The sequence below is a fragment of the Acholeplasma oculi genome (assembly GCF_900166985.1).
In the GTDB taxonomy this organism is placed as follows: domain Bacteria; phylum Bacillota_I; class Bacilli_A; order Acholeplasmatales; family Acholeplasmataceae; genus Acholeplasma; species Acholeplasma oculi.
On record NZ_FUZK01000001.1, the window covers coordinates 417,288 to 440,132 of the forward strand.

A 22,845-nucleotide genomic window follows, 5' to 3' on the forward strand; every position below is an offset into this window, starting at 1 on the left:
TCTTTCATCCATGACAAAATCGTTATATTTTAAAATGAACTTTGATATACCTTTCGTAATAGATCTATCAAGCTTATAGTTAAACTCTGATATCTCATCAACAGTCAAGGCCAACTTTTTAGTAACAGTCATTATCGACCTCGTTTTTTAGGTTTGGCCTTAGGTATGAATAGTGCATGAAATGCTTTATGTAATCCTTTAAGGATTCTAACCGGTAATGTGAATAGATAAATAACAAGTGCAGTAATCATTTTCTGTAACTCCTTTTATATTTATTTTTCTTTTTAGGTATGAATAAAAACTTTAAAAACTTGAATAATTTTCCTGGTATGCTAAAGATAAACTTGACTAGATTAAGAATGCCCATGAATACAAGTTTAATTGCTCCAAATATCATTTTAATTACGGAAATAACCGTCTCAAGAGACTTTATTATGATTAAGATAATAAGACCTACAACAACAGCTATAACGATTGTAAGTGTATCGTTCCAATTTAAGGAAGACATAAATTGTTGGAAGTCCGTAAACATCTTCAATAATTGTTCTAATGCACTAAAGATATTATCTGGTGTTGATATGTCTGGGTCAGTATCAACAACGACATCGATGTCTTCTCCTACAGTTTGATAAATATGTCCGTTTGTCTCATAAACAATATGAAATATTTGAAAGTTGTGAGGATCTTCCGGATTATTTTTATTGTTATAAATTTCTGTTTGCATCTTAACAATTCCGGTATCAATTAATGCTCCGTCAGATAAAGCAAATGCAAACAACTTATAGGAGTCCTCTTGTGAATTGTTATTAAATGAATCATAGAGACTTTCAAAATATGTTTTAACTTCATTTTGAGTGATATTGTAATTTGTCATATTAGAGAAGTTAACTACATCAATTCTAGGAATTGTTAATGCATTTAAAGGATTAAGACCAAGTGAATGTAAACCCCAACCAGGCACAAGCAAGTTCCAATCAATACTTAGATCTAAATACGAAAGTGCATCATCTGATGTATAGTTAAATTGGCGTCGATTCCAATCAGTATACTCGGTTATAAATCCAAACTTGTCCGTTCTTATCCTGGAGGTATATTCAAGTTCTGCAGTTAAAATCCTATCCATGACAAAAGTATCTGTATAAAAATATGCAATTAAAACACCTTCATCATTTTGCTTAATGTAAGTGTATGCTTTATATTCGTTGACATGTGTAAGTTCATTTGTTTTTAAGTTCCAAATCGTATGCTTTACAAAAGTTTTAGAATCACTTGACAACATGTCTTTAAGATAATAATTGTCTGAATTGTTGATGAATATTTGTGGATCATCTCCGGATAAATTCACGTAATATGCTTCAGTAGAATTAAATAAACTCATATCAGTTTGAATACCCATATCATAAACAATTTTGTGTGTACCAAAATAAGTGATTGTTATTAAAACTTTTCTATCTTGCACAGAAAAATTTACATGGCCAACATCCATGAGAAAATTTCCCTCATTCTTGGTTTGAGGTAATTCAGAGACATCGAGCAAATCATCATCAGGTATATTTGTAATATCTGATAGTTTCCTAACTTTAATCTCTACAGCTTGATTAGATACAAAAGATATTGCAAGATAGGACTTATCTGCATACTCATAATATAAACCAAAATAACCTGGTACATCATCATAATCAAATGTGATTTTAACTTGATTTTGTGCAATACCTGATGTTGATTTAGGAACAACATAAATGTTAAGATTATAGTCAAAAATTTCTAATACCTCACTTGGATCCACCGCGATAGTTATGGAGTTTCCAAACTGTAGATTTTGAGTGTAATAGTGATAACCGTCATCATTTAACTCCCAAGTATCTAAAGCATAAGAAGAGTTGATAGTCAGTGCAAACGCACTGACTATTAAACTCATGATAATAAATATTTTTTTAAGCATTGGAGAATCCTCCTATTTTCTAATATCTTCTGATAAAGTAAGCAAATGCTACCTCTTCAGCTTGAAACAAACCAACAACCCAATTCCAAATACCAACAATGAAATTCCAAATATTTACAAAGACATCGATGACAAAATTGAATACAGCTACAATGAAATTCCAAACGTGTTCATACCACTCGTAATGAGGTTCTTCAACAGTGATGTCGTCTTCAGTATCTCCCTCAACAACGTTAATCATCATGTTATGTACAGATTCATTACCTGATACATTTGAAACACGTACAGACATCATGTATAGACCGACTGTATTCTCATTACCAGAATACTCATCGATGTCAAATGAGAATACTGTAGTTTGATTGACACTTTGGATTTGTTCAGTTACTTGAAGTATCTGAATGATTTGTTCTCTTGTAAGAACTTCGTTTGCTTTTAAGACTATTGAAACATTATCTTTGATGTAGATAATTGGAGCGATATTATCAACAACATTGACTCTAACTGTATGTGTAGATTTATTACCCTTGGAGTCCTGAACCTGGAACACAATATCGTAAGACCCTACACGATTACCATTACCGGTAAATCCGTCCGATTGAACAGTGATTTGAGCAGTCTTATTTCCTTCGATTGCATCGACTGCAGAAAGCTGTGATTGAATGTTTGCAACGGTCAAAATAGAATTGCTTGGTTTTGTGATTAATGTTGTACCTGAGAAGACCGGTGCAATATCATCAATAACTTTTACTTGTTTTGTAAATGTTGTTTTATTACCTGAAGGATCAGTTGCAGAAAAGACAATACTATAAGTTCCTGGTACTGTTTTATTTGCAGTATAGTTATCAGTTTCAACAATGATGTTTGAGTTTGTAAGATTATGATAATTATCGGTAATTGTCAAAGTCGATCTAAACGTCTGAATATTATAAGTTTGTGTATAACTTACTTCAGCAACATTAGTGTTACCAGAAATGATTGGTGCAGTGATATCCACAACATTGATATAAGCGATAAGCTCTGTTCGATTACCTGCAGAGTCCTCAACTGCAAATGTAACTTCATATCTTCCCAAAACTGACATGTTGGCCGTATAGTTATCCGTAACCACAACGATAGAATCCGTTAAATCGCCGTCCGTTTCATCAAATGCATATAAAAACCCTTGGAAGAATGAGAGTGGTCTTAAATCGTTCACAGAAGTTGCGAAATTCTCTTCCCCGGAAATGGTTGGTCGTGCATCGATTGCAAAATGAATTGCATTATCTAAGATTGGGTTGACACTAGAGTAATCTTGCGCCCAATCGGCCATGTATGATTGCATCTGATTTGTTGCACCAGGATAACGAACTCCGTCAAAGTAAATCTCAAAGGATGACCCTGTATGATTAATAATTACAGATTTAGTACCTGGATGACTTTGTAGAGATAAACTGGATGTATTGGCTTTGATTTCAATCGCATAACCAACATTGGGATTCGTAAAATTCGTTGCCCAATCATCCAAATAAACATTAAAATCATAGACTTGTGAATCAATCATGATTTTATATGTATCATATGTGGATCCATTAGCTTGTAAGTAAATATCCGTGATCGATTGGTCATGGCCAGTGATTGAAAGTGGATAGACCGGATTCGCATAAACATTTTGTGTAGTAACTGCAAATAAACCAACAGATGCAGTAAACACCATTAAAAGAAAACTAAAAATCTTTTTCATAAAAAACAACCTTCCTGGCATATAGCCATTTTATTTAATAAGCAATGCTTATCAATCACAATCTATCGTTAAAATCAACAATAATCAAATTGGCTAGTAAACTTTTGTCTGTAAAAAAATGTATTTTCTTTAAAAATCTAACAAATCAATGTTTAGATCCTCCACTTATCGTTTATTTCTAAACCAATGGTCAACATGCGTAAGCATGTATTTTAAGCGTGTTTTTTAAATGGCCAGGTGGCGAAAAAAAAGTCTAACCAATTTTTATTTTTGTAGTTACTAACAATGACTTTTTTTATAAAGCGGCCAAAAATGTTTTAGACCATGTCTTTTATCTTCATCTACAGATGCATAGAAAACATTTTTTCACTGAGAGCCACCACCGATAGATTGCTCAATATTAAATAGAGTTACTTATTATGATTAATACTAGGCCAATACTATGGTGCGAAGGAATAAAAATAGAAGGATACAAATTAACAATATATAAAAAAGTGGGTACAAATTAATTGACTTTTTAACGTAAAAAAAAGAACCTTAACAGTTCTTTAGATGATTTATTTCATGTTTTGTGATTTTTCAATAACGCTAAACGAGAACGGTTAAGTTCTCATTTCCATTTTATGCAGTTTTTAAGCTATCCGGTGGTTTGTGGCCATATGACATCGACATTTCGATTATAGTCTTCATTAATGAATCTTTATATGCTTTTTCTTGACGTCTTGCTTCAGTCTTTGCAAGTTTAGTTGCACGAGTTTGTAGATGCTTTAAATAACGTGTATACTCACGTTCAACTTTAGCTGTAATCTTCTTCACTTTATCTTCTAATACTTTTCTATCTGTAATCTTTTCTTTACGTTTAATCTCTGCAATTGCACGTTCTACTTTGGATCTAACATCTTTGATGATTATTGATGTTTGATTGACTACAGCACGTTTAAAACTACGCTTAGGCGCATTAAGATACTCATCATCATATTTAGTTAGTTTTAGCCATGAAACAAACTTCTCCAGGTTAAATATAAATTGTGTACGAGTAAACTTGTTATCATCAGCATATGTTCTTGTAAGTATACCGTTGGCTTCTAAGATTCTAAAGGCATAATGCAATCCAGACAAGCTACATTGTAAGACTTCACACAGTCTTTCATTGGAATCCTGGATTGATTGATTCCCTATTACTTTTTGAAAAAATAATAGAGCCAATTTGATAGCAATAAAAATAGAGCTTGTATCCTCATCTTGCTTATTAACATATTCAATTTTCTTAAGTAGATATTTATTGCTCAAATGACAACCTCATTAATTGTTTTTTAATGGATAATTCGCATCTTCAATACTTCTTAAATCATTCATGTATTGATTTGCAAATTCTCCAGGATCTTTGACATTATAGCTTTCTTCAAGTTGTTTTAATTCGTCTATGTATTGATCCACAAATTCCGGATTTTCTTTAACTGAAGTAACAATTCCTTTTTGCCTCAAATCATTCATTTCTTTGTCGAGTTTTGCAACTGCTTGATGTACATTTCTTACCATGTAATTTCTTTCATAATCGACATTTAATGATTGGTTTTTCTTTTGTGTATGAGTTGATTTATGCTTATTAAAAACAAATGATTCAAATGTAATTCTTAAATACTCGATGTTAATCGTTGTATGTTCTCCATGGACTCTTTTGGCCGTAATAATTGCTTTCATCATGACTGCATTCAATATACCAGGAGATACCTTATGATTATATGACATGAACTTTCTTACATCATTCTCCATGAGTGCATATTCTTCTTTAGATACCAGGAGTTTTAATATTTCTTTCCATGACAATTTCTCTAGTGCTTCAGGTCTTGTAGTTTTCATGGATGCAACCCTCTTTCTTCTGAATAATTGTCTAACTTCTTTAATCCAGATACTGCTAATTTACACCATTTTATTTCTCTATTTCCGATCATGAATTCACAAGCTATAAAGTATTTATCAATCGATTGATTTTCTAGGACTTTAACGACTCCGAATATCTTATGAAGTGCTAAATCATTCTTTACCAGGCATCTCATTTCTAGTTACCTTTTTCTTGTTCTTTAATGATTTGTTCAAGTTTTTTGACTTTCATTTTGACAGTGGAATTATCACTTAAATTAAATATAACATTATCATCAGATGTTACATCGATGCTCATTATTTTCTTGTTTTTTTGAATAATCAAATTCGGATCATTAGATTTACCAAGTTTAATAACTCCAATAAATAGTTCGTAAATTGTCATATTATTTCCCTCCTTCAGGCGACAACGTTGTCTTTTATAACTTTATCAATTCAAGCTTGATTAAGATTGGAAGAAAGACATCGATGTAGTATTTTGCTTGTTTGATGCTGTATTTATTATTTTGTATTGCTGATACTGTTTGTCTGCAATACTTCAATTTTCCTATTATAAAATCATTTGTAAATGTACGCTTAACAATTTGAACAACGATTGGCATCAACATTTCAACATCATAGTTCATAAGTTGAGTTCATCCAGGAGTTTTGTAATGGTAAATGATACAGTGATGAGTGATACGATTGATATCAGAGTTATAACAATATTTAACATCCATGTCATAAAAATGATTTCTTTCATGATTCGACTACTTTCCCATTCACTCTGATAGCTGTATTTTGTGCATCTGTGAGTGAACTGAAGTAAACTGCATTTTCTATAGTTCCATAAATAGGTTTAATTCTAGATTTGCCTTTTTTATCGAATTCATTACCGAAAGCAGTAAAGTATTTGTTGTTACGTTCTATAAGATATTTCTTCATGATGCATCATTTAACTCTTTAAGGTATTCATCAGAATTAATTTCTATAATAAACCCCTCATTTTCTAAAGTGGTTGTAACCAAAAACTCATGAGGATAATCATCCTTAATCCATTCCAAATCGATTGTTTTAAAACCAATCTTAGATAATGATTCTTTAATTCTGTTAAGACTCCAACCATAATCACTTGACATCGCATCATAACAAATCTTTCTAACAAGGTTTATGATTATTTCACTTTTGTTATCATTAGATACTTCGATAGAATAAGTGTTACCATTTACTTCGATACTAGTAGTATCTAGTAACTCATGCCAACCGATATCGCCATCGATTTCTTCATGTATTGCTATATAAAAATCTTGTAAGCTTACAGCAACACCATTGATTTTAAATTCATATTTCATTTTAAATCCTCCATGTAATCTTTTTATTAGATTCAGGAAGTATTAGATAAGATTACATGGACGTATCGATCTAATACTTCCTGAATCCACTGTATAAGGGATAATACAGTAAATTCATGGTATTTATCAGATAGAAGGAGAGGAACACTCTGATAAACCTTTAATAACACAAAGAGTCTATGTAACGCCTGGTCAAACGCTAAATAGACTCTTTCTATCATTAATTAACTTGACCAGGTTTATTTAATTGATTTTGATAATACTTCTTGTGATACACAACGTTATAAGCAATTTTGTTTGCTTGATAACGTTTATACTTTAATACTTCAATGAAGAAACTTATCACTGCATCTGTAGAGTTTAAATGATCTAATACAAACTTGAACTTACGATGATCGCCCATGCGTTTATAGTTACTTTCTGTATGTAGTTTCTTAAGAACTAAATCAACAGACATTAAAATCCCCCTTAGAAAATAAAAACGAATCCTTCGATTCGCTCGGAACAACTCTCTCTTAATCAGGGTGTCGACGGTTCGATCCCGTCTGGGTGTACCACTAAAAATCATTAAGAACTCTATCAAACTAGAGTTCTTTTCTTTTTTATAGTATAATTAAATTATGAAAAATAAAATACTCAATCATAAATCAGTTAAATGGATCGCACATCGAGGATTGCCTTCTCAAAGCGTTGAAAATACCGAAGAAGGTTTTTTACTTGCATCTGAATTACCATTTTATGGTATTGAAACTGATGTTCACCTCACATATGATGATATATTTGTTTTACACCATGATGACAACATTAAACACTTAACCCAAATAGATTTATTAATCGAAAAATCTACTTATCAAAACCTGTTAAATTACCCACTTAAAAATACCCAACATAAAATTCCTCTATTGGAAACTTATTTAAGAATTTGTAAGTCCAAAGGAAAAAAAGCAGTCATTGAATTAAAGTTTCCAATGACCCATCAAAAGTTCAAAAAACTATATGCACTCATTGAAGCTTATGACTATATTGAACATACTATATTTATATCCTTTATTATCGATAACTTACTTCATGTAAGAGGAATAAATTCAACCATTGAAATTCAATTTTTAACCGATCAATTTGATGAAGTTATCTTACAGATGCTCAAGAAATATCATATGAATTTATCAATTCATTTTTCAAAAGTGAATCAAGAAATGGTTCAAATCGTTCATAACCATCATCTTAAGATTGGTGTTTGGACAGTTAATGATATAGACATAGCAGAAAAAATGATTGAATTAGGTGTCGATTATATTACGACAGATGGCTTTTAAATTAATGTTAAACCATAAAAAAAATCTATGTTAAGCATAGATTTTATTTTTTTTGTATACTTTCTTACCTTTTTCATAATATTTATATGCATCTTTTTGGAAAATAATTTTCCCATCTTTTAAAATCATAAGTCCAGTCTCCTCGATTACATAGACAGGTCTATCGTGATAATGGCTTACTCTTCTTATACTCTTTTTCTGTTGTTTCCTACGATTATAGTGAACTTCCACACCAAAATCATTTAAATATCCGATTCCTGAGTTTATACTATATTTTTTATAATCTCTGTCTTTAGAGATATGAAACCAATTAAATTGAATCATTGTTCCAGCGGATGGACCTATGATAATCCCATCAAAATTCTTAAGCGCATCAAGTAATTCATACTCTTTTAATCGCTCCATAAATTTATCCGGTGCTCCGCCAGGTAAAAACAAGATATTAGCTTCTTGAATCTTTTTTAATGCATCTTCTTTTGAATCTTTTTTATAGAGTACAAACTCAATTTGATCTTCTAGAATACCATATGTTAATAATGGTTCTACAATATGTAAATACCAAATACCTAGAGGTTTTTCATAGGTTTTATAATATGAATTCAACATATCGTTACTTTCAAAATGCGAAAATGCTATCACACAGATTTTGGATTCAGGTTGAATATATGGAGTTAGTACTTTTTTTGCATATTCCTTATGGAATATAGTTTTAGAGGTTAGTATATTTATCATATATCTATTGTATCAAAAAAAAAACATCTTATTCAAAAGATGTTTCGCAACAAGCACCAATTGTTTGGTCTTTCTTAACTTTTTTAATTAAATGCATAATAATTTCTTCATCAAGCATAATATGAACTAAAGATTCCGTAATACCATCCTTTAAAAATTTCTCTAGGGTATCGACTTGTCTTAGCTGTTTTTCTATTTGTTTTTCTAGGTTTCCGTCCATAATTTCTTGCTCATGATCCATAGCAAGAGAAAGCATAAAGTCTTTATATGCCTTGATATGATCATATAGATCATCTACAGACATCTGACGTAATGCATCTACAGTTGACTGTTTCTTTTTGATATATTCAGTTTGTACCCATTCCTTATATCTTTTCTCAGTCATAAGAACATAACCTCTCTTAATATGTCCGTATTTTAGCATGAACTCAATTATTTGTCATGAAATATGAACTGTGATAGTTTATTTTATAGAGTTTCACATATTTAAATAATAAAAACACTTAATCCATTTGGATTAAGTGTATGAATTAACTATCTCTTTTATTAACGAGAGGAGTTAAAGTTTGGTTTGCAATGGACTCTGGATAAGAATAAACTTCTTCTCTTAAACGTTTAAACATTACATAGATAAGTCCTCTTTCTAAATCTAAACGAGTGACTATACCTAAATCTCTTTCACCTTCTACACGAATACGTTCGCCTACTAAATATGTTTCATTACTCCATGCCATGGTTTTATCTCCTTACATTGTTACTTAAAATTATTATAACATATTTATGACAAAATATCTTTGATGGTTTTTCCAACTAAAAATTTGTGGTTATTATCACTTATTTTTTTAAACCAATTTAAGAATTCTTTGACCATTGGGTCATTAACTTGATAAATTAATTGCTCTAAATCATTTTGAAACATCGGATAATCCGTATCATTTAGATGTGTTATGAGTGATCTTTTTTTTGCATTAGATTGAATTTCTTTTTTAAGAGTTTTCAGTACAGTGGGTAATTCAACGACAGGAATCCTGATTTTTTTATCGGATAAATCTAAATTCATCTTATATAAAGATAATATTTGTTTTAAAACGATATAATGTATCACATCTTGGAATTTTGAATCCTTCCAATTAAATGTGGATTTTAATAAATCTAATCGGAAAATAAATCGATTATTAGAATCCTCAGATAGATTTTGTTCTCTTAAGAATTCTCTTCTTATTTTAGATAACAATTCCACATCTAAGCTATTGATACTTGCTTTCTCAAATAATTGCACGATATATCCTGTTGTTTCAATCTTGGATGGTTGTCTATGTAAATAGTTTTCTAAATCTTTTAATGCTTGACTCTTTTCTTTCTTATATGCTTGAATAAGTTTATCAAAATAAATTGTTTCTTTTGATTGTGTAATATCTTTATTTCTCATGATATAGGTAACATAACTTAAGTGATCTTTAGTAATTTCATCTTCTAAAATCAGTGAAAACCCAAATGTACCATCACTATAACTACGATTCGTAGGATGACCAACCACATCATTTCTTAAATATTTTAGTAATCTTAGTGTGCGATTTTGATTAATATTAATATGATATTTATACTTTGTTGTTGCAAAAGATAGTTGATATAATCCGTCAATAGCAACAAATAATCCTTGTAACACCCCAAACACATCTAATAATATATCTGCTTTGTTCTTTGCAGTTCGAACTAAAAAATCATCAATCATTAAATCTACATATTGAAGTGCACTATAAGCACTTTTAGCTCTAATCTTTGCATCAAATGGTAATGTTTCGATAGAATCTAAAATTGTCATGATTGTATACTTCCTTTAATCTTCATGAAAAGTTTATCTGCATGCATACGTTTAAATAAATTACCCTCAATATATTGAATACCAAGTGATTCAACCATATCTTTTTGTTCATTATCATCAATATCTCTAATAATTAATGCCATATTATTTTCATCCAAAACTGTTTTTAACATTTTAAGATATGCATTCCATTTTGAATCACTAGGTTTCATATCTAAATGAAGTGCATGAAAAGGATAACTTAATGCCATATCTACATTGGTTGTATCGAGTCCGATTCCGGCCTGAATGAGTTCATTGATTTGATTGATATGTTGATTTCCTTTTAAGTTTTCACCTTTGACTTTAAATCGAATAAACTCAAAAGGTATCATAAACTTTTGGGCTAATCCAAAAACAAATGGATTAAAGTTTACATCAAGGAATGTTTCCTTAGAAACAGGTATTGTAATTTTAATTAATCTTTCTGTTTCCTTTTCTAGGATACTTAAGAATTGAAATACCATTTGAATATGATATTTTTCGAGTTCAAATAGTCTATTTCTCTTTTTAGCAATAGATAATAAGTACTTACTATCAATATTTAAGTTCTCTAGTGCAATACTTGATTCATATTGCCAAACGATTTGTCGCTTGATATCAATGATTTGATGGAACATCAATGATAATTGATTTTGATCCATGGCTTGATTTAAGTAATTAATAACTTGTTGTTCAAAAACCTCATTTTCATAAATTTGATATTCAAAAAAGATATAAGACTCATCATTGAGTTGTCGTTTTAAGTAATCTAGAGATACCTCTAAATATCGATATAGATTCGCAGGTAGTTTTTCCTCAGTTACAACAGGATATCGGATAATGGATATTTTTGGTAAGAATTTCTCATAATGGATGACTACAGATTGGTTTTGATCTAAATACTTTATATAGTCTTTAATTATTTTTGTCACACTTCGAATATCATTTTGAGGAATATAAACGAAAAGTTGATAGGTTGAAAAACGATAAACATCACCATCATTAAAGAACTTTTGAGTTCTTTGTCCAAATTCTTTAAAAAACTTTAACGTGACATCATAACCATATATTGGTAATATAGCGTCATTAAAAGTGATTAACATAAAAGAACCCTTATCTTTGACATACTCAGTCATTTCTTTATTTAGTGCGTTTAAGTTTTTTAGTGATGTTTCAAAATCTACCGTAGCTTCCATCATTAATCGACTCTTTTCTTCATAATATTCTGTTAAATCTTCAAATATTGAAATAATATGGATTTCCTTTTTATTTTCTATAGATACTAACTTTTCTCTAATTTGTTTATCCTGATACATATAGACGATTTCATCACTCTGTCCTGATTTTTGAAAGAGCTTTTGAATCTTCATTTGATAGTTTTTGACTTCATGAATGGCTATATTTCTTATAAACATATCGAGTGTTGCGTGACTTTCCATATTAAGAAGCGCTTGAGAACTAACATTGTAAGTTGAATAATAAGGATCCATAATTCTCATATCAAAAATTTTAGCATCAAATATCCTCTGCCAAAAATGAGTTTCTTGCTTTAATTTAGTGTTTTTTTCTTCATCCCTTAAAATGGAATAGATGATAGTAGATAGTCCATTGATATAATCAAAATATGTGCCAGGGTCTAATACATCATGATCCACATGAATCATTAAAACACCCATATCAAATAATGGAAATGCATAGATATATTTTATATCTTCTTCATAGGGTTTTTGAGTTAAAATATTTATGTTTTTCTCAAGTTCTGAAGGTTGACCAAAAAACTCTACTCCTTTTTGGCTTACCTCATAAATGAGCGTATTAAAATATGATGATTTATCTAATTGTTTATCATAGAGGCGTTCTTTTTTATAGTGATAAAGCATTTCATCTTTGATAGAAAAAATAACGATATCTTTGAACTTAAAGTATTCCTCTGCTTTAATTAAGAAAAGTCTTAAATATTCACGAATATTTCTTGTATCAGAAATTTGATGAGCATAAGCAAATAAATCAATAAGTGTTGGTAAACTTTTATTAAGTGTCTGTTTATTGCTTTTTACAAATACCGATTGAGATTCATTTGGTAGTTGACTTATCTTTTCATTGGTTAATACAATTTCTGGTTCTTTATTTTTAGTCTTTTTTTCTTCTTTAAGGATTGCTTTTAACTTTTTGGAATATGACTCATGCATTAATCGATTCTTAATGGATTGATAGAAGGTCCTGAACAATTCATAAACTTCTTTTTGGAATTCAGGCGACTCATTGTCAATTTGAGAGCCAAAATCAGCATCAAGTATAGCAATTCGATGGGCATCATTATCTTTAATATAGAGTTTCAATAAATACAGTGATGCTATAAACTTATAAGTTGGGTGATCTTTATATTGATTTGCTAGATTTTTAAGTTCATCAAACTGATTTAGACCAAATAATGCCTCCATATAAAAGGGTATATAACTATGCGTGATATCTATTTTTTTAACTTGAGGTATCACTTCTAATACTTTATCATATTGTTTTTCTTTGATATAGATATTTAATTGCTCTTTCACAAGCTCTAATCTTAGTTCTTGTGGAATTACATCCTTAATCAATACTTCAATATCCTGTATATAGGATTGATTCGTTGATTTTTTGAATTCAATCAAGTCAAAAGTTCCTAGATATTTTTTGGATACAGGTAGTGCCTCCATCCTTTTTTGAATATATCTATACGCCATTTCAAATAGATTTAACTTGATTGCAGATTTAAACATTAAATAATAGAACTTCTCAACATGAGATAACTCATTTGAAAACATTTTTGATGCTTCAAATACCTTACCTTCATCGATGACTTCTTTAAACATATAAAGCTCAAATTTAACCTCTAACAAACGCACAAAAACAGTCTGATAATCTTGGACTGTTAAGGTGTTGTCTTGGATAAAGTTTTGAATTTCAACTAAAGTCTCAAAACTAGGCTCTAGTTGTAATATATATTTTGTATTTATTTTCGATCATCCTTTAACTCATTGTTGAAATTTTCAGCCATCAACAAATACTTTTGAGCGATTTTTTCAAAATCCAAATGTAGTTTTTCTGATAATCCAATTTCGTGTTTATATGTTGCAACAATATGCCATTGAAGTACTTGAAACATTCTATAGAATCTCACGCGTTGATATTCTTGATGTGTCGGTTTTCTTTCTAAATAAAATTCAAGTAGTTTTAAAGAGTCATTAAAATCAATGTTACCAAATGATGCGATGTCATAAAACGGATCATTTAAACCAGCAAATTCCCAGTCTAATAGATAAATCTTTTGCTCGTGCTTCACAAGATTTGAACGTTGTGCATCTCCATGACAAAATACTTTTGGTAAATATCCATAATAATCATCATATAATTTTAACCATTGCATTTTTAATTGATAATATAGTTTACCAGGCTCATGTTTCAATAATTTTTCATAACGTCTTAATCTATTTTTAAGTTCATAATCATGACCTGGTAAATTTGATTCATGTAATGTTCTTAACTCTTTAGCAACCAGTGCATAATCATTTTCTGTAAACCCCGTCGAAAGTGGTTCTCCTTCAACATATGTTGACACTTTTATACCTGTATTGACATCAAAATACACAACATCCGATGAAATCTTTAATGGCTGAATTAATGCTAAGTGTTCCTTTTCGATTGCAGGATTGACAAGTAATTCACCACCATCCCCAATCTTTCTGATCACATAGGGAATACCGGATACATGGACAAGGTAAGTATAATTACTCATTCCACCTTTAAATCGATATTCAACTTTGATTTGTTCTTCACTTTTCTGAAAAACCTTTTTAGCAATTTCTAATATTTCTAATTCAATCGACATACATAAAACTCACTTTCTCTAACTCATAAATTGCATAACTTTTTTCTTTATACCCCGTTAAAGAACCAGGATTAATAAATGTAATATGATCAATAACTTTGTAAAACGCATCATGGGTGTGACCAAATATACAAATATCTGCATTTGCTTCTTTGGCAAGTTCAATCAATTCCGTAAGTCCATATTTAACATTTTGTAAATGACCATGTGTAAGTAAAATTCTTTTACCATCAAACTCAATAATTCTTTCTGTTGGTAGATCAAAGTATACATCATTATTACCTTTTACAGCAATCATTTTAGTCTGCTCTATAGTTTTAATGTCTATACCTAAATCACCGGTATTTAAGTGTAAGTCAAATGGTTGTTCTTTCTTTACAATATTAAGTAGAAGCTCACGCTTTCCATGAATATCTCCAGTAATTAATAATCTCATCAAATCCCTCCATAACTTTGTTTAAAGCCATTCGACGATGTGAATGCTTCGCTTTAAAATCACTACCTAATGAAGCAAATGTTTGATTATATCCTTCAGGTATAAATAAACTATCATAACCAAAACCTTCACTTCCCATTTCAACTTCCGATATTGAGCCATGAATCTTACCTTCAAAACTAAATACTTTACCATCTGGAAATGCAATTGCAATGACTGAATAGAATGTAGCATTTCTATTATTCTTTCCGGATAAAGCATTTAATAACTTTTGATTATTTATTTTATCACCAAGCCCTGAATACCTGCTGGAATATACCCCAGGCATTTGATGGATTGCATCCACACATAATCCCGAATCATCAGATAATGTAATGGTTTGATATATCTTTGCATATTCTAATGCCTTTTTTTTAGCATTATCTAAAAACGTGTTACCATCCTCTAAAACATCCATAATTTTTTCTAATGATTCTACTTCAACAATCAAGGGTAACTTTGTAAATATTTCATTTATCTCTATGAGTTTATGTGCATTTGTTGTCGTAACAAGTAATTTCATAATTGACCTCTAAAGAATTTACTATAATCATTATAACATTTTTCCTAAAACTACGTGTTTCATAGTATAATAATAACAAATATAATTGAAAGGAATTTTATACATGAATGAACATTTACAATCCATAGAGGATGAGTTTGCACCGCTCCATAAGGAAGTTGAGGATTTAGATGTAACTTATAAAAAGAGATATATTCAAACATTATTTATCTATTTAGGTTATATGATACTACCATTTATTCTTTCTATATTCGTCGTATTAATGCTTAGAAATAATCCATTTGCATTTAAACCTGTTTCAGCTGCAGAAAATGCAATTGAATATGCAGTTAGTGATGTAAATGCTGTATTGGTTATTAGAACAGATGATTTTCTAAATGCTGATCCATCTTATTTTCCATTTTTCTATAACGTATTTACATTAGGAGATTATTCAATCTACACCCACACATCAGCATCTTTTTATATGACTGATGATGTTTTTGAACTGACTGATGACTCAAATAACCCCGTCATTTTGACAGCTTTAGGGTTTAATGAAATTTTTAATGAAGAAAAAACCACATGGAGCAATGGCGCACAAATCAGTTACTATATACCTGATGTTGATGAACCAAATTTCACTTTGAATAACCCAAAACTTGAATCTGTTGTAAGAATTGAGGAAGGTATACTTCCTACAACAGCATTTAATGCTTTATATAGTTTTATCATATATATCATAGTGACTGTTCCACTGATATGGATTTGTAAACCTATCATCAAAACAGATTATATACAATTAAAATCTAGCATGACATCATCAGATGTTCTTTCTAAAACCGGTATTGGTGTATTATACTTATTTGCAACCAATATTTTCGTGAATGTTATTGTAATTATTTTACAATCACTATTCGGTATTCCATCAGAAATTTCTGCAAACCAACTATCTATAAATAGAATGCTTAGCTCTGAATTTGCAATATTGATGATTATAACTGCAGTCATACTTGCACCTATTGTTGAAGAATTTGTATTTAGAAAAGCAATCTTTGGATTAATAAAAAATACAAAAACAGCACTGATTGTATCTTCATTAATCTTTGGTGCGATTCATATTACAACTGAACTTTTAGAAGGTGATATATTATTAGCATTAACAAGTGGTTTATCTTATATTGGTGGTGGATTTATCTTAGGTTTAATCTACATTCAAAACAAAAAGAATATTCACATTAATATACTTGTTCATATGGTTTATAATTTAATCGGTATTCTACTTGCTTTTATGTAATAAAAAGACCTTAAATTAAAGGTCTTAATAAATTGATGCATATTGACATTTTATATTGATTCGCATAATCTAAGGCCGTTTTCTTTAAACGGTCTTTTTTTAATCCATAACCTTGATCAATAAGTTGTTTTAACTTATTATGATCTCGATTCAGAACATAAATCGTAAGTGCTTGCTGTTCAATTAAGCGTTGGTAAGCAGGTGATAATTTAAACTCATTTAATATTTCATAAAATTCTTTTTGATCTAAAACTTTTGCTAATGTCATCGGAGTTTCAAATCGTCGATTATAAATATCAATGAATGCGTCTTGGTTTAAATAGTGGATAAGAATATCTTTACTTGAATATCTAATAATATTAAAAAGTGGTGTTTCAAAATGAGTATTGAGTGCATTTGGGTCTAAATCTTTATTCAAAAACAGTCTCACCATGTCTTTATTCGTTGTTCTACAAGCATAATGAAGAAATGAATTTTGATAAGCATCTAAATAGAACCATGATTGTTTTGTATAATCTATTAAGAAATTTACAACTTCCACATGTCCTGCTAATATTGCATAATGAATCGGTAACTTATCTTCATTGGTTAGTTCATTAGGGTTTGCACTCATTTCAATTAAAAGCTTTATAAATGATATATCGCCTTTATGTGCTGCCAAATGAAACAATGTTTCACCTTTATTATTCTTGATATCAAGTTTAGCATAACGTTGAATTAATTTCTTGGCAACAATTAATTTTCCTTTTCTTGCACAGTCAAAAATAGCTGTTTCACCGGTTTGATCTTGCAAATTCACATCGATGTCTTGATTGAGTAAATAATCGATAACATCATGAGAACTTCCTAACACAGCATAATGTAAAAGACTCTTACCTTTTGGATCTTTTATATGTACAGATTCTAAATGCGTTTGTAAGTATGCAACATTATCCTCGTAAGCATATTTAAATAAATCCATTCCAACACCCCCTTGATCTACTACTCATATTATAACTTATTTTATGAATTTTGATAATCTAAATCCAAACCATAAATACTTTTAATCAATAAAAATTTTTATATTTTAAGTATTTTCATGAGATATTACCTTTTCATTGGATTAAAAAAACCTTCTAATTCATAGAAGGTTTTATTGAGGCATGAGAGTTATACTCAACACGCATTAAAATTATTTTACAGCGTCTTTTAAGAGCTTACCAGCTTTAAAAGCAGGAGTTTTTTGTGCAGGAACAACAATTTCTTCTCCCGTACGAGGGTTTTTACCACGTCTTGCAACACGGTTTCTCACCTCGAATGTTCCGAATCCTGTGACAACAACTTTTTCCCCTCTTTGTCCCAATGTTTCGGTTACAACTTCTACGAATGCATTAACAATTGTTTCAGCTTGAACTTGAGTTGTTCCAGCTTTATCCGCTACTAATGCGACTAATTCTGTTTTGTTCATTTCTTGTATCCTCCTATTTATTGAGTTGATTATAACATATTAAAGCCATCTTTACAATAAAATGCAATCTATTATTCAATCGTTTCTGCTTTTAGCTCTCTTGTAAGTAGGATTGTAATTGCATCTTCAACCGTCATATGATTAAAAATTACATCATATGCTACTTCAATAATTGGTAATTCAATATTGGATGAACGACATAAATCCTTAGCAGCTGCTATGGCTCTGACACCTTCAACAACCATTTTGGACTCATTTAAAACTTGATCAACGGGAATACCTTGACCGATTCTTAATCCTGCGTTAAAGTTTCTAGAATTTAAACTGGATGCAGTGACAATTAAGTCACCAATACCTGTCAAACCAAACGCAGTTTCTTTTTTTCCACCCATATAGACAACAACACGAACAATCTCTAGGATTCCACGTGTAATTAATGCTGCACGGGCGTTTTCACCTAAACCATACCCCGTCATCATTCCTGAAACGATTGCTATAGCATTTTTAATTGCACCACCGACTTCACAACCAATTAAGTCATCGGATGTATAAATTCGTAAGTACTTTTGATTGGAGAAAAGTGATTGTACACTTTTAGCAAACCATGGTGTAAAACTTGCAGCGGTTAATACAGTAAGTTTACGTTCAATAACTTCTTCTGCATGTGAAGGTCCAGTTAAGACTGCATATGCGCCTAACCACTCTGGATTAATTTCCTCATCAACAATTTCAGAAACACGTTTAAGTGTTTCAGGTTCAATACCTTTTGAGACATTGATAAAGTGTAATTTTCTATCCGCATTTAAATTGATTTCTTTTAAAGATTGTCTCATAAATTTTGTAGGTACAGCGAGTACAAGATAATCAGAAAATGCTAAAGCCTCTTTAAGATTTGTTGTCGCTTTTATACCTTCAATATGATTACTAAAGAATGGATGTTCTCCATGGTTAATTTTATTTACAGCAGATTCATTAATATCATATACCAGTGTTTCATGACCATTATCCGTTAGTACTTGTGCTAGGGTTGTTCCCCAAGAACCACCACCAATTAAACTAATCTTCATAAGACTCCTTCTTTCTGAATACAAATTTAAGAGGACTACCTGTTAAATCAAAGACTGCTCTAAATTGATTTTGTAGGTATCTTTCATAACTAAAGTGAATATATTTAGGTTCGTTTACAAACATGGTAATTGTCGGTGGTTTAATATCTGTTTGTGTTGCGTAATTAAACTTCGCTTTACCTTGATTGAAAACGGAAGGTGGATTCATTAAAACTGCATCAATTAATGTATCATTAATCAATTTAGTTGATAATTCTTTTGTAAAGTTTTCATATACTGATTGAAGTACTGGGAATACAGTATGTACTCTTTGATTTTCTTTAGCAGATAAAAATACGATTGGAGCATATGTTAGGAATTTAAATTCCTCACGAATCTTTTCCTCAAATTTCTTCATCGTTTTACTATCTTTTTCAACTAAATCCCACTTATTAACGACAATAATACATGCTCTTTTATATTCCATGATATAGCCAGCTACGTGACCATCTTGTTCTTGAATACCAGCCTCACCATCTAATACAAGTAATGCAACATCTGCACGTTCAAGTGCTGTAAGTGCTCTTAATACAGAGTACTTATCAAGATTTTCATAAACCTTACCTCGTTTTTTAATTCCGGCTGTATCAATGACTGTATATTTTTGTTTATCTTTTATAAAGGATGTATCAATAGCATCGGTTGTTGTACCTGATATTTCTGATACAATAACTCTTTCCTCACCAATAATTGCATTGACAAGAGATGATTTACCAACATTAGGTCTACCAATAACTGCAAATGAGATAACTCCTTTTTCAGCAGGTTTATCTTCGGTTGTCATATAGAATAATACTTTATCAAGCAAATCACCTACACCAATACCATGATGTGATGAGATTGCAATTGGATCTTGGAAGCCTAATGAATAAAATTCATACGCATTATGAACATGAACTAAATCATCAATTTTATTAACAGCAACTATCACTGGTTTTTCAGTTTTATATAATTGTTTAGCAATATAATAATCACTATCTGTTAATCCGACTAAACCATCAACAACAAAAATGATGACGTTTGCTTCATCCATTGCGATTTCAGCCTGGTGTTTAATTTGAGTTAAAAAGGGTGCATCACCTATATCTATGCCCCCTGTGTCTATGATGCTAAATCTTTTAGTTAACCACTCGGCTTGGGCGTATATACGGTCCCTTGTGACACCTGCTACATCATCTGTAATGGAGAGTCTTTCACCTAATATGCGATTAAATAATGAAGACTTGCCTACATTGGGACGACCAACAATTGCTACTGTAAATGGCATCTAAAAAACCTTCTTTATATTATTTTTTCTTTTTTAAATCTGTGTAGATATCACCTAAAGTGAAATCTTCTTGATTTTCATCTTCGCCTAAATATTTTTCAAATTCAGCACGTTCTAATTGATTCAAAATTCTTTTTACGGATAACTTAAGTACCCAATTGTCTTTGTTAAACTCAATGACTCTTGCATTGACTTGATCACCTTTTTGATAGTGATCTTCAATATGAACCTTAGGATCATTATGAGCTTCATTTGTAGGAATAATTCCATCTACGGATTCATATGAAATTAAAACACCATCTTTTGTAACAGATTCTACTCTAACAGATATGTCTTGACCGTTCTTTAAGTTTAAGTTACTCCAAGGGTTGTGTTCGATTGCTTTTTTACTTAAAGCAATACGTTCTTTTTTAATATCTTTAGATAAAATTGCAGTTTCGATTTCATCTCCAATTTTAATATATGAATCAAAATTATCTTTTGGATTCCAAGAGTATTCATTCTTGTGCAATAAACCTTTAACATCACGTGCCAGTTCAACTAAAACACCAAATGGTAATTTAGAAACAACAGTACCTTTAACAGTTTCACCAACTTTATGCGCATCAAAATATGCCTCATAAGGTGTTGGAAGTAATGCTTTCATAGATAAATCTAGACGATTACCTTCTTTTTTGATAACTTTAACGCGAACAGTTTGTCCTTTTGTTAATTCATCTTCGATTTTGTCTACACGGTGATGTGAAACTTGAGATATTCTTAACATACCTGAAACATGTTCAAAACGAACAAATGCAGCATGTGACTCGAAGGATTCAACAACACCTTCTAAAATAGAACCTGTTTGAATTGATTCTAATTCAGCCATTCTTAATGCTTGACGTTCTTCTTGTTGTTGTTGACGAATAGATTCAAAAATTGGTTTTCTAGTTGCAATAATTTTTGGTCTATTTTTGTTTTCTTTATACTCTTCAATTAAAACTTCTAATTTTTGATTGATGAGTTGTTCTTTCTTTTCTTTAAGTTCAAAATCTAATAAAGAATATGGTAAGAATAATTCAAATCCTTCAAAATTCAAGACAAGACCTTTTTCTCCAGCTTGTTTAACAACCGCTTGGATAGTTTGTTTTTCTTGATATGCCTTTTCTAAGATTTCTAATTTCTTTTCAGCTAATAATGGTAGGCGAGAAAGTAAAATCATACTTGAATGATCTTCTTCTTTAACCATCACAACTTTCGCACGAATTTTATCACCCACTTTAACGATTTTTGTTAAATCCTGTGGTTGAGGTTTATCGAAATATTCTGCATATATAGTACCTTCTGTAGCAGCACTAAAAGATACTAATATTCTATCTTTCTTAACATCGAAAGCTTCACCTTCTACGATTTGTCCTTTTTTTGGAAATATAAAGTCACTCATTTGATTTCTCCTTTTGCTTTTTTAATCAGCTCTATAATTTTTTCAACAGTTTGTTCAATACTTAATGCTGTAGTATCTATAACGATAGCATCTTCTGCTTTACGTAATGGCGATTCTTTTCTAGTAGAATCTTTTTGATCTCTTATCATGATTTCCTCAACCAATTTGTCTAAGTGAACATCATGACCTTTTTTAATCTTTTCTTGTTGACGTCGTTTGGCTCTTTCCAAAACATCTGCAACTAAGAATATTTTTAAATTTGCATTTGGCATGACAACTGTGCCAATATCTCTACCATCCATAATAATTTCACCTTTTTGTGCAACTTCCTTTTGTATTTCTACAAGTTTTTTTCGCACATAAGGGAAACTTGAAACTAATGAAACATTTTCTGTTACGAGTTTACCTCGAATATCAGCCTCAACCAGTCGATCATCAATATATATATGATCTTTGTGGTATGAAATTTTAGCGGATTCTAAAAAACGATAACTTGCTTCATCATTTAAATCTATTTTATTTTCAATGGCAAGTAATGTTACTGCACGATACATTGCCCCAGTATCAATATGTGTCATACCTAGACGATGTGCAATAATCTTACTGATTGTTGATTTTCCACTACCTGCTGGTCCATCGATGGCCACTTGAAATACCGCCATAAAAATCCTCCACACTATTTATATTATATCATA

At 30.6% G+C, this 22,845-nt stretch carries 26 protein-coding genes; 2 read left to right on the forward strand and 24 right to left on the reverse strand.

Annotated features, from left to right (window positions below; all coding sequences use genetic code 11):
- Positions 1–247: 247 nt before the first annotated feature.
- The 10 genes from B5X49_RS01985 to B5X49_RS02025 all read right to left on the reverse strand — a co-directional run bounded on the left by B5X49_RS01985 (position 248) and on the right by B5X49_RS02025 (position 7,334).
- A complete protein-coding gene (locus B5X49_RS01985) occupies positions 248–1,942 on the reverse strand; it encodes a hypothetical protein (RefSeq protein ID WP_045749506.1) in 1,695 nt (564 codons plus the stop codon).
- Between the two features lie 19 nt (positions 1,943–1,961).
- Entirely contained in the window at positions 1,962–3,665 is a 1,704-nt protein-coding gene (locus tag B5X49_RS01990; RefSeq protein WP_045749507.1) for a hypothetical protein, read from the reverse strand.
- A 621-nt stretch (positions 3,666–4,286) separates the two neighbouring features.
- On the reverse strand, positions 4,287–4,955 hold the full coding sequence (locus tag B5X49_RS01995) for a hypothetical protein (RefSeq protein WP_045749508.1): 669 nt from the start codon (positions 4,953–4,955) through the stop codon (positions 4,287–4,289).
- A gap of 12 nt (positions 4,956–4,967) precedes the next feature.
- Positions 4,968–5,525, reverse strand: coding sequence for a hypothetical protein (locus B5X49_RS02000; RefSeq protein ID WP_211026741.1), 558 nt, complete (start codon positions 5,523–5,525; stop codon positions 4,968–4,970).
- Positions 5,522–5,722, reverse strand: a complete 201-nt coding sequence (locus B5X49_RS02005) for a hypothetical protein (protein ID WP_045748785.1) — start codon at positions 5,720–5,722, stop codon at positions 5,522–5,524. Before B5X49_RS02005 ends, B5X49_RS02000 begins: the two co-directional genes overlap by 4 nt.
- Before the next feature lie 2 nt (positions 5,723–5,724).
- On the reverse strand, positions 5,725–5,931 hold the full coding sequence (locus B5X49_RS02010; RefSeq protein ID WP_045748784.1) for a hypothetical protein: 207 nt from the start codon (positions 5,929–5,931) through the stop codon (positions 5,725–5,727).
- A 34-nt stretch (positions 5,932–5,965) separates the two neighbouring features.
- Complete coding sequence (locus tag B5X49_RS07590) at positions 5,966–6,172, reverse strand: hypothetical protein (protein WP_045748783.1); 207 nt, start codon at positions 6,170–6,172, stop codon at positions 5,966–5,968.
- 112 nt (positions 6,173–6,284) lie between these two features.
- The gene (locus B5X49_RS02015) at positions 6,285–6,470 is read right to left on the reverse strand and encodes a hypothetical protein (RefSeq protein WP_211026742.1); all 186 of its coding nucleotides are present in this window, start codon (positions 6,468–6,470) and stop codon (positions 6,285–6,287) included.
- On the reverse strand, positions 6,467–6,877 hold the full coding sequence (locus B5X49_RS02020) for a hypothetical protein (protein WP_045748781.1): 411 nt from the start codon (positions 6,875–6,877) through the stop codon (positions 6,467–6,469). The genes B5X49_RS02015 and B5X49_RS02020 overlap by 4 nt, the downstream gene beginning before the upstream one ends.
- A 220-nt stretch (positions 6,878–7,097) precedes the next feature.
- A complete protein-coding gene (locus B5X49_RS02025) occupies positions 7,098–7,334 on the reverse strand; it encodes a hypothetical protein (RefSeq protein ID WP_045749512.1) in 237 nt (78 codons plus the stop codon).
- Between the two features lie 163 nt (positions 7,335–7,497).
- Between B5X49_RS02025 and B5X49_RS02030 the strand changes: the two genes are divergently transcribed.
- Positions 7,498–8,193 carry a glycerophosphodiester phosphodiesterase gene (locus B5X49_RS02030; protein WP_045749513.1) on the forward strand — a complete coding sequence of 232 codons (696 nt, stop codon included), beginning with the start codon at positions 7,498–7,500 and terminating at the stop codon, positions 8,191–8,193.
- Positions 8,194–8,223: 30 nt separating this feature from the next.
- Here B5X49_RS02030 and B5X49_RS02035 read toward each other — a convergent pair whose 3' ends face one another.
- From B5X49_RS02035 to rdgB, 8 genes are all read right to left on the reverse strand, one after another.
- Positions 8,224–8,925: a Type 1 glutamine amidotransferase-like domain-containing protein gene (locus B5X49_RS02035; RefSeq protein ID WP_079560617.1), complete on the reverse strand. Its 702-nt coding sequence runs from the start codon at positions 8,923–8,925 to the stop codon at positions 8,224–8,226.
- A gap of 28 nt (positions 8,926–8,953) precedes the next feature.
- The gene (locus tag B5X49_RS02040; RefSeq protein ID WP_045749514.1) at positions 8,954–9,310 is read right to left on the reverse strand and encodes a hypothetical protein; all 357 of its coding nucleotides are present in this window, start codon (positions 9,308–9,310) and stop codon (positions 8,954–8,956) included.
- A gap of 145 nt (positions 9,311–9,455) precedes the next feature.
- Entirely contained in the window at positions 9,456–9,659 is a 204-nt protein-coding gene (locus tag B5X49_RS02045; protein ID WP_045749515.1) for a hypothetical protein, read from the reverse strand.
- Positions 9,660–9,703: 44 nt separating this feature from the next.
- Positions 9,704–10,747 carry a hypothetical protein gene (locus B5X49_RS02050; protein WP_045749516.1) on the reverse strand — a complete coding sequence of 348 codons (1,044 nt, stop codon included), beginning with the start codon at positions 10,745–10,747 and terminating at the stop codon, positions 9,704–9,706.
- Positions 10,744–13,617: an EAL domain-containing protein gene (locus B5X49_RS02055; RefSeq protein ID WP_045749517.1), complete on the reverse strand. Its 2,874-nt coding sequence runs from the start codon at positions 13,615–13,617 to the stop codon at positions 10,744–10,746. Before B5X49_RS02055 ends, B5X49_RS02050 begins: the two co-directional genes overlap by 4 nt.
- A gap of 140 nt (positions 13,618–13,757) precedes the next feature.
- Positions 13,758–14,633 carry a choline/ethanolamine kinase family protein gene (locus tag B5X49_RS02060; protein ID WP_052670080.1) on the reverse strand — a complete coding sequence of 292 codons (876 nt, stop codon included), beginning with the start codon at positions 14,631–14,633 and terminating at the stop codon, positions 13,758–13,760.
- Positions 14,623–15,069 carry a metallophosphoesterase family protein gene (locus tag B5X49_RS02065; protein ID WP_045749518.1) on the reverse strand — a complete coding sequence of 149 codons (447 nt, stop codon included), beginning with the start codon at positions 15,067–15,069 and terminating at the stop codon, positions 14,623–14,625. The genes B5X49_RS02060 and B5X49_RS02065 overlap by 11 nt, the downstream gene beginning before the upstream one ends.
- The gene (gene rdgB, locus B5X49_RS02070) at positions 15,029–15,631 is read right to left on the reverse strand and encodes an RdgB/HAM1 family non-canonical purine NTP pyrophosphatase (RefSeq protein WP_052670083.1); all 603 of its coding nucleotides are present in this window, start codon (positions 15,629–15,631) and stop codon (positions 15,029–15,031) included. The genes B5X49_RS02065 and rdgB overlap by 41 nt, the downstream gene beginning before the upstream one ends.
- A 103-nt stretch (positions 15,632–15,734) precedes the next feature.
- Here rdgB and B5X49_RS02075 point away from each other — a divergent pair, with 103 nt between their 5' ends.
- Complete coding sequence (locus B5X49_RS02075; protein WP_045749520.1) at positions 15,735–16,907, forward strand: CPBP family intramembrane glutamic endopeptidase; 1,173 nt, start codon at positions 15,735–15,737, stop codon at positions 16,905–16,907.
- Positions 16,908–16,917: 10 nt separating this feature from the next.
- On the opposite strand, the gene B5X49_RS02080 is transcribed toward B5X49_RS02075, so the two are convergent.
- From B5X49_RS02080 to cmk, 6 genes are all read right to left on the reverse strand, one after another.
- Positions 16,918–17,868: an ankyrin repeat domain-containing protein gene (locus B5X49_RS02080; protein ID WP_052670085.1), complete on the reverse strand. Its 951-nt coding sequence runs from the start codon at positions 17,866–17,868 to the stop codon at positions 16,918–16,920.
- 210 nt (positions 17,869–18,078) lie between these two features.
- The gene (locus tag B5X49_RS02085; protein ID WP_045749523.1) at positions 18,079–18,354 is read right to left on the reverse strand and encodes an HU family DNA-binding protein; all 276 of its coding nucleotides are present in this window, start codon (positions 18,352–18,354) and stop codon (positions 18,079–18,081) included.
- Positions 18,355–18,425: 71 nt separating this feature from the next.
- Complete coding sequence (locus B5X49_RS02090) at positions 18,426–19,421, reverse strand: NAD(P)H-dependent glycerol-3-phosphate dehydrogenase (RefSeq protein WP_045749524.1); 996 nt, start codon at positions 19,419–19,421, stop codon at positions 18,426–18,428.
- A complete protein-coding gene (gene der / locus B5X49_RS02095; protein ID WP_045749525.1) occupies positions 19,411–20,727 on the reverse strand; it encodes a ribosome biogenesis GTPase Der in 1,317 nt (438 codons plus the stop codon). Before der ends, B5X49_RS02090 begins: the two co-directional genes overlap by 11 nt.
- 19 nt (positions 20,728–20,746) lie before the next feature.
- The gene (locus B5X49_RS02100) at positions 20,747–22,150 is read right to left on the reverse strand and encodes a S1 RNA-binding domain-containing protein (RefSeq protein ID WP_045749526.1); all 1,404 of its coding nucleotides are present in this window, start codon (positions 22,148–22,150) and stop codon (positions 20,747–20,749) included.
- Positions 22,147–22,812: a (d)CMP kinase gene (gene cmk / locus B5X49_RS02105; RefSeq protein ID WP_045749527.1), complete on the reverse strand. Its 666-nt coding sequence runs from the start codon at positions 22,810–22,812 to the stop codon at positions 22,147–22,149. Before cmk ends, B5X49_RS02100 begins: the two co-directional genes overlap by 4 nt.
- Positions 22,813–22,845: the final 33 nt, after the last annotated feature.